The 7,766-nt window shown below is 66.9% G+C and carries 7 protein-coding genes; 4 read left to right on the forward strand and 3 right to left on the reverse strand.

Annotated elements, in window-relative coordinates:
- The 3 genes from JHC57_RS19835 to JHC57_RS19845 all read right to left on the reverse strand — a co-directional run.
- The coding region (locus tag JHC57_RS19835; protein ID WP_294032319.1) for an aminodeoxychorismate/anthranilate synthase component II at positions 1–541 on the reverse strand (541 nt) is incomplete at its 3' end.
- A 70-nt stretch (positions 542–611) separates the two neighbouring features.
- Positions 612–2,129: a chorismate-binding protein gene (locus JHC57_RS19840; protein ID WP_294032320.1), complete on the reverse strand. Its 1,518-nt coding sequence runs from the start codon at positions 2,127–2,129 to the stop codon at positions 612–614.
- Positions 2,130–2,137: 8 nt separating this feature from the next.
- A complete protein-coding gene (locus tag JHC57_RS19845; RefSeq protein ID WP_294032321.1) occupies positions 2,138–4,084 on the reverse strand; it encodes a peptidylprolyl isomerase in 1,947 nt (648 codons plus the stop codon).
- A gap of 179 nt (positions 4,085–4,263) precedes the next feature.
- Here JHC57_RS19845 and tpiA point away from each other — a divergent pair, with 179 nt between their 5' ends.
- The 4 genes from tpiA to JHC57_RS19865 all read left to right on the forward strand — a co-directional run.
- Positions 4,264–5,013, forward strand: coding sequence for a triose-phosphate isomerase (tpiA, locus tag JHC57_RS19850; RefSeq protein ID WP_294032322.1), 750 nt, complete (start codon positions 4,264–4,266; stop codon positions 5,011–5,013).
- A 97-nt stretch (positions 5,014–5,110) separates the two neighbouring features.
- Positions 5,111–5,560, forward strand: a complete 450-nt coding sequence (gene secG / locus JHC57_RS19855) for a preprotein translocase subunit SecG (RefSeq protein WP_294032323.1) — start codon at positions 5,111–5,113, stop codon at positions 5,558–5,560.
- Between the two features lie 106 nt (positions 5,561–5,666).
- A complete protein-coding gene (locus tag JHC57_RS19860; protein WP_294032324.1) occupies positions 5,667–7,298 on the forward strand; it encodes a CTP synthase in 1,632 nt (543 codons plus the stop codon).
- Between the two features lie 25 nt (positions 7,299–7,323).
- Positions 7,324–7,766, forward strand: a 443-nt coding sequence (locus tag JHC57_RS19865) for a Crp/Fnr family transcriptional regulator (protein WP_294032325.1), incomplete at its 3' end; no start/stop codon positions are given.

Raw genomic sequence — 7,766 nt, forward strand, 5'->3', positions numbered from 1 at the left:
TGGCGAGCATCGCGTGGCCATGTTCGGTCGCGATGCTTTCGGGGTGGAACTGGACGCCGTGGATTGGCAGGTCAACGTGACGGAAGCCCATGACCGCGCCGTCGTCGCTTGTTGCGTTGATGACGAGATCGGGGGGAATATCGACGACTTCGAGGCTGTGATAGCGCGTCGCCTGAAAAGGCGAGGGAAGGCCCGCGTAGAGCCCGCTATCGTCGTGGCAGACGGGCGAGGTCTTGCCGTGCATCAGATGTCCGCGCTGGACGGTGCCGCCGAAATGCTGGCCGATCGCCTGATGGCCAAGGCATACGCCCAGCAGCGGGCGGCGCGCGTCGGCGCAGGCGGCGACGAGGTCGAGGCTGATACCCGCTTCATTCGGCGTGCACGGGCCGGGCGAGATCAGAATCGCGTCGGCGCCGGTCGCGAGCGCGTCTGCGGCGGTCAGTGCGTCGTTGCGCTCGACACGGACGTCGACCCCCAGCTCGATCAGATAATGAACGAGATTGAAGGTGAAGCTGTCATAATTGTCGATGACGAGGATCATGGCGGCGGCCCTAACGTTTTTGGCGCGATGGGGAAAGCATTAGGAACTATCGGCTTGCCAAGCCTGGCTGTTACTGCCCGTAGCCCGGCGCTCCTGCCAGTCTTACCGCTTCGCGCGCGGCAGCAAACAAAGCGCCCGCCTTGGCCTCGCATTCGCGCTGTTCATAGGCGGGATCGCTGTCGGCGACGATGCCCGCGCCGGCCTGGACGTGCATTTCGCCATCTTTCACGATCGCGGTGCGCAGGACGATGCAGCTGTCCATATTGCCGTCGGGAGCGAAATAGCCGACGCCGCCCGCATAAGGCCCGCGCGCGTCTGCTTCGAGTTCGGCGATGATCTGACACGCGCGGACCTTGGGCGCGCCGCTGACCGTGCCTGCCGGAAAACCTGCGAAGAGCGCATCGATCGCGTCCTTGTCGGGCGCGATGCGGCCGATAACGTTCGAGACGATATGCATGACATGGCTGTAGAATTCGACGGTGTAGCTGTCGGTCACAGTGACCGAACCCCCGATCGCGGCGCGACCGACGTCGTTGCGGCCGAGGTCGAGCAGCATCAGATGTTCGGCGCGTTCCTTGGGATCGGCGAGCAGGCTTTCGCGGTTCTCGACATCCTCGGCGCTGGTGCGGCCGCGCGGACGGGTGCCGGCGATGGGCCGGATCGTGATTTCGCCGTCGCGGACGCGGACAAGGATCTCGGGCGACGAACCGATCAGCGCGAAGCCGGGGAGGTCGAGGAAATAGAGGAAGGGCGAAGGATTGATGCGGCGGAGCGCGCGATAGAGATCGAAGGGCGGCAGGTCGAAGGGGGTCGAGAAGCGTTGCGACAGCACGACCTGAAAGATGTCGCCCGCGGCGATATAGTCCTTGGCGGTCGCGACCATCGACGCGAAGTGCGCGGGCGTCGTCGCGGGGTTCGCGGCGATGTCGGCGGGCAGCGCGCCGGTCGTCGCACGGTCGCTGTGCGCACTGACGCTCGACAGCCGCGCGGCGACGGTTTCGAGCCGCTCCTGCGCCTCGTCGATCATCCGGTCGATCGGGGCGCCGGCATCGGGCCAGATCGGCGCGATCAGGAAAAGTTCGTCGGCGAGACGGTCGAAGACGAGGATGACCGTCGGGCGCACGAAGATCATGTCGGGCAGGCCGAGCCCGGCGCCGCGCGCGCGCGGGATGCGCTCGACGAGGCCGATCGTTTCATAGGCGAAAAAACCGACGAGCGTCGCGAGTGCCTTGGGCAGCCCCTCGGGCACGTCGAAGCGGCATTCGGCGACAAGGTCGCGCAGCGCTTGCAGCGCGCCGGCCTCGAGCGGCTGGAATGCCGTGCGGTCGCGACGCCAGTCGCGGTTGATCCGCGCGGTATCGCCGGTGACCTCGAACATCAGATCGGGATCGAGCCCGAGCAGGCTGTAGCGCCCGCGCGTCTCGCCGCTTTCGACCGATTCGAGCACCCAGTCGCCACGCCCCGGCTCGATCAGCTTGAGCGCCGCCGAAACCGGGGTTTCGACATCGGCGATCAGCCGCTGCCAGACGACCGCGCCGCGCCCCTGCGCCAGCGCCTCGAGCGCCGTGGCCCTGCCTTCGAGCGACATCCCCGGACTTATTCGGCGACCGGCGAGTTGCCGGTCAGCTCGGCGCGCAACTGGTCGACGAGCTTCTTGTTGATCGTCACCCCGACGCGGCGCTTCGCTTCGGCGGCGAGCTGCTCGATGAGTTCGTTGCCGAAGGCAGGGGCGAGCGGCTGGGCGATCGCGGCGACGCGTTGCGGCTCGATCGCCTTCGGGTCGGGACGCTGCACCTCGTTCAGCGCGATCACCATCCAGCCGCGATTGCCCGGAATTTCGAGCGTCTTGACGCTGTCCTTGGCCATCGAGAAAAGCAGCGCGAGTTCGGGCGGAACGGGCTTGCCGCCCGCACCGAGTTCGGCGCGGCGGCCACCGATCGTCTGGACGTTCCCGATATTCGGGCCCGCAGCCGCGACGGCGTCGTTGAGGCTCTTGCCGCCTTCAACCGATTTCACGATCGCGCGCGCCTTGTCGCGGGCGACCTTCTGCCCCTCGGCGAAGCGCCATTCGCCGAGCAGATCGCCGCGAATCTGGGCGAAGGGCGGCGGCGCCGCGGCGACGATCGACTTGACTGCATAGACCGCGAACTTCTCGTTCTCGACGAGTGTCGCGATATGGCCTTCGCCTTCGCCGGCGGCCTGGAAAGCCTGCGCGACGAGCGGGGCGAGTTCGGGCGCCGGGACAAAGGCGGGCTGCGCGGGCGAACGGCCGCTCGGCAGGATCGCGGGGGTTTCGAGCAACTGAAGCTTGCGGTCGGCGGCGATTTCCTCGACCGACGCGCCGCTGTTCACGGCGTCCTGAAGCTTGTTGTAATAGTCGACGATGGCTTCGTTCGCCTTGTTCTTGGCGAGTTCGGTGCGGATTTCGGGGGTCGCATCGGCGAGGCTGCGCGCTGGCTTTGCCGTGACGTCCTCGACACGCGCAACGGCCCAGCCGAGGCCGGTCTGCGTCGGGCCGATCAGGTCGCCGCGCTTCGCCGCAAAGGCAGTCCTGGCGGCGGCGGCGGTCGTCGTGGCCGCATAGGCCGACTGGGTGAGGTCGCCGGTGGTCGAAGCCGAGAGGCCGGCCGCCTGTGCCGCGGCAGCGAGCGAGGCACCGCCGCGGACCTTGGCGGCGAGGGCATTCGCCGCCGCCTGATCGGGGACGATCACCTGTGAAAAGCGGCGCGTCTCGCTCGCGGCGAACTGCGCGGCATTATCCTTGTACACCTTCGCGATTTCGGCGTCGGTAACCGCGGGAACCGGCACCGAACTGCGATCGAACAGCGCATACTGGATCACCCGGCGTTCGGGTACCGTGAACCTCGCCTTGTTCTGCGACAGGAAGGTCTGCAGCGCCGCATCGCCCGGATCGGCGGTAGGTGCGAAGGGACTTGCCGGGATGAAGGTCGCCTGCCCGCGGCGCTGTTCCATCAGCAGCGCGGCATAGGGCTGCGCCATGCCCTGCGCGATACGCGGCATCATCGCGATCGGCGCTGCCAGCTGTTCGATCAGCAATTGCTGGCGCAGGTCGCGGCGGAGCTGCGTTTCGGTAAGCCCGTTCTGGCGCAGGAAATTCTCGAATACCTTCTGGTCGAACTTGCCCGAGACGCCGGCGAAGGCAGGCAGGTCGGCGATGCGGCCGTCGATCAGCCGCTTGCTGACGCCGAAGCCCATTTCGGTCGCGAACTGGTCGAAGGCCGATCCTTCGACGAGTTGATCGAGCACCTGATCGAGCCCGCCCGATTCGACGAAGGCGGTCATCGTCAGCCCCGGCTGTTGCTGCCGCGCCTGATTATAGGCCTGGCGGGCGCGTTCGCGCAGTTCGCCGACGCCGATTTGCTCGCTGCCCACCTTGGCGACATTGGCGCCGCCGAGCCCGCCGAAGCTGGAATTGCCGGTGACGTCACCCAAGGCAAAGGCAAGGCCGACGAGGAGGACGAAGCCGAGGGCAAGAAATTTGCCGATCGTCGAGGAAAACATGGCGCGGATGGCGGTGATCATGAAGCGGGCATTCTTTCCGGCAGGGGCGCAGTCGAGCGCAATTGCGCGCTGCTTTAGGCGCGAGGCGGTGCCGCATCAAGGCTGGAAAGGGGCTTTTGGTGCCTGCCGACCCGGCTTGCGCATCCTGCCGGTGCGCAGCTAGGGCGGCGCAAAGGTTCGAACGAAGGGAGAGGCGGCACATGACGCGACGCAAATTTGTGGTCGGCAACTGGAAGATGAACGGGCTTTCGGGCGCGGTCGGCGAGGCGCAGGCGATCTTTGCCGCAGCGGACGATCATGCCGGGGTCGATGTCGCGATCTGTCCGCCCTTCACGCTGATCGGCGCGATGGTCGCCGCCGCGCCGGGCAGGGCGATCGGCGGACAGGATTGCCATAGCGCAGAATCGGGCGCGTTCACCGGATCGGTCGCGGCGCCGATGCTCGCCGACATCGGCGCGGAGCTCGTGATCGTCGGACACAGCGAGCGGCGCGAGGGTTTCGGCGAAAGCGACGCCGATGTTCGCGCCAAGGCCGGAGCGGGGCTCGCTGCGGGCCTGTCGGTGATCCTCTGCGTCGGCGAACCGCGCGAAGTGCGCGAATCGGGCGGGGCGATCGATTTTGTCCTCGCCCAGATCGCAGGCTCGGTGCCCGATGATTTCGATCCGCAGCGCCTTGCCATCGCCTATGAGCCGATCTGGGCAATCGGGACGGGGCTCGTTCCCACCGTGGCCGATGTCGCGGCGATGCACGGCGCGATCCGCGGCGCGCTGGCCGGGCGGTTCGGCGATGCGGCCGACAGGATGCGCATTCTCTATGGCGGCTCGGTGAATGGCGAAAACGCCGCCGAACTGCTCGGCACGGGCGACGTCGACGGGGCGCTCGTCGGCGGTGCGAGCCTGACGGCGGCCAAGTTCGTGCCGATCATCGCCGCGGGTGCGGCGTCCGGCTGATCCCCGGCGGCTGATCCTATGGGTTGAAGCGAAGCCGCTTCGTCTCTATGTGCGCCGCGGGCGCGGTCCGTGTGAGGCCGTGCGAGTTCGGGAAAATATGATGTCCAGCCTTTTCACCTTCCTGCTTGTCGTCCAGGCGCTCGTTGCCGCGACGATGATCGGCGTCATCCTGATGCAGAAGTCGGAAGGTGGCGGTCTGGGCGTCGGCGGCAGCCCCGCGGGCCTGCTTTCGGCGCGCGGCGCGGCGGATTTCATGACCCGCGCGACGACGATCCTCGCGACGGCGTTCGTTGCGCTGTCGATCGTCCTTGCCGCGATGGCTTCGGTCGGTCGCAGCGGTTCGACGATCGATACCTCGCTGTCGAAGACGGCGCAGCCGGCGAGCGGCGCGGCGCCGACCTCGTCGCTGACCGGCCCGGCGCAGCAGGCGCCCGCCAACGCCGCGCCCGCGCCGGCCAGCGACGATCCGCTGGCCGCCGCGGCGGCGGCTGCAGCGAGCCAGGAAGCCGCTCCGGCTCCGGCGCAGGCGCCCCCCGCCAAGAAATAACCGGCGGCTTCGGCCTCCATCCAGCCCGCCCGGCGGAAATAATTTCCGCCGGATGCGATTCGACGGCTTGCGCCGTCCCCCTCCCGTTGAGTAAGTCTTTCCTCCCATGGCGCGGTTCATTTTTATCACCGGCGGCGTGGTCTCCTCGCTTGGCAAGGGTTTGATGGCGGCGAGCCTCGCAGCCCTGTTGCAGGCGCGTGGCTATCGTGTCCGCATCCGGAAATTCGATCCCTATCTGAACGTCGACCCGGGCACGATGTCGCCCTATCAGCACGGCGAGGTCTATGTGACCGACGACGGGGCCGAGACCGACCTCGATCTTGGCCATTACGAGCGCTTCACCGGCGTCGCGGCGCGGCAGAGCGACAATGTCACCTCGGGCCGCATCTATCAGGGCATCATCGCCAAGGAACGCCGCGGCGACTATCTCGGCGCGACGGTACAGGTCGTCCCGCACGTCACCGACGCGATCAAGGAATTCGCGCGCGCCGAAACCGACGACCTCGACTTCGTGCTGTGCGAGATCGGCGGCACCGTCGGCGACATCGAATCGCTGCCCTTCATCGAGGCGATCCGCCAGCTCAAGAATGAGGAAGGACGCGAGAACGCGATCTCGGTCCATGTCACGCTGGTGCCGTACATCGCCGCCGCGGGCGAACTGAAGACCAAGCCGACGCAGCACAGCGTGCGCGAACTCGCCTCGCTGGGCGTCCAGCCCGATATCCTGCTCTGCCGCTGCGAGAAGCCGTTGCCCGAGACCGAGCGCGCGAAAATCGCGCTTTTCTGCAACGTCCGCAAGGAAGCGGTGATCCCGGCGCTCGACGCCGACAGCATCTATTCGGTGCCGGTCCAATATCATGGCGAAGGGCTCGACGCCGAAGTGCTGCGCGCTTTCGGCATCCACGACGCGCCCGCGCCCGACCTGTCGGCCTGGTACGACATCATGGACCGCAAGCAGCACCCCGAGGGCGAGGTCACGATCGGCGTCGTCGGCAAATATGTGTCGCTTCCCGATGCCTATAAATCGCTCAACGAGGCGCTTGTCCACGGCGGCATGGCGCACCGGGTCAAGGTCAATATCCGCTGGCTCGATGCCGAAATGTTCGAGAAGGACGAGGATCTCGCCGCCAATCTCGAGCCGATGCACGGCATTCTCGTCCCCGGCGGCTTCGGCGAGCGCGGGTCCGAAGGCAAGATTTCGAGCGTGCGTTTCGCGCGCGAACGGGGTGTGCCCTTTTTCGGCATCTGCCTCGGCATGCAGATGGCGTGCATCGAGGGCGCGCGGAACACGAGCGGCATCGCCGACGCATCGAGCACCGAATTCGGTCCGACCGACGAGCCCGTCGTCGGCATGATCACCGAATGGATGAGCGACGAGGGGCTGCAGAAGCGCGGGGCCGACACCGACCTCGGCGGCACGATGCGGCTGGGCGCCTATGAGGCGAAGCTGTCGCCGAACAGTCATGTCGCGAGCGTCTATGGCGCGAACGACATCAGCGAGCGCCACCGTCACCGCTACGAGGTCAATAACGCCTATCGCGAGCGGCTTGAAAAGGGCGGACTCGTCTTTTCGGGCATGTCGCCCGACGGCATGCTGCCGGAAATCGTTGAGCGCCCGGACCATCCGTGGTTTATCGGCGTGCAGTTCCACCCGGAACTCAAGTCGAAGCCGTTCGACCCGCATCCGCTGTTCGCGGGTTTCATCGAGGCGGCGGTAAAGCAGAGCCGGCTGGTCTAGGCCGGACAAGAAGGGGTGTAGGGGCATGGATCACGCGAAACTCGCCGAGTTGCAGGGTCCCGACAGCATCTTTTCCGGGCTTTCGGTCGAGGATTGGGCTGAAATCGCGCGCCGCGCGGTGCAGGTGAATTTCGTCAAGGGCAAGGAATTGCTCGTCCAGGGCGATCCTGGCGACATGATGCTGATCCTGACCGAAGGCACCGCGCGCGTGTCGATGCTGACCTCGGGCGGACGCGAGATCGTGCTCGCCTATGCCGAACCCGGCGCGGTACTCGGCGAGATCGCGCTGCTCGACGGCGGCGAACGCACCGCATCGGTGACCGCGACGAGCGCGGGCAGCGCGCTCCAGCTCGGGCGCAACGCGCTGAAGGATTTTGCCGCGAGCCATCCCGAATTCACCTGGTCGCTGATGCAGCAGCTCGCGCGGCGGCTGCGCACCGCCGACCAGACGATCGAGAGCGACCGCGC

The organism is Sphingopyxis sp., assembly GCF_016463645.1.
Classification (GTDB): domain Bacteria; phylum Pseudomonadota; class Alphaproteobacteria; order Sphingomonadales; family Sphingomonadaceae; genus Sphingopyxis.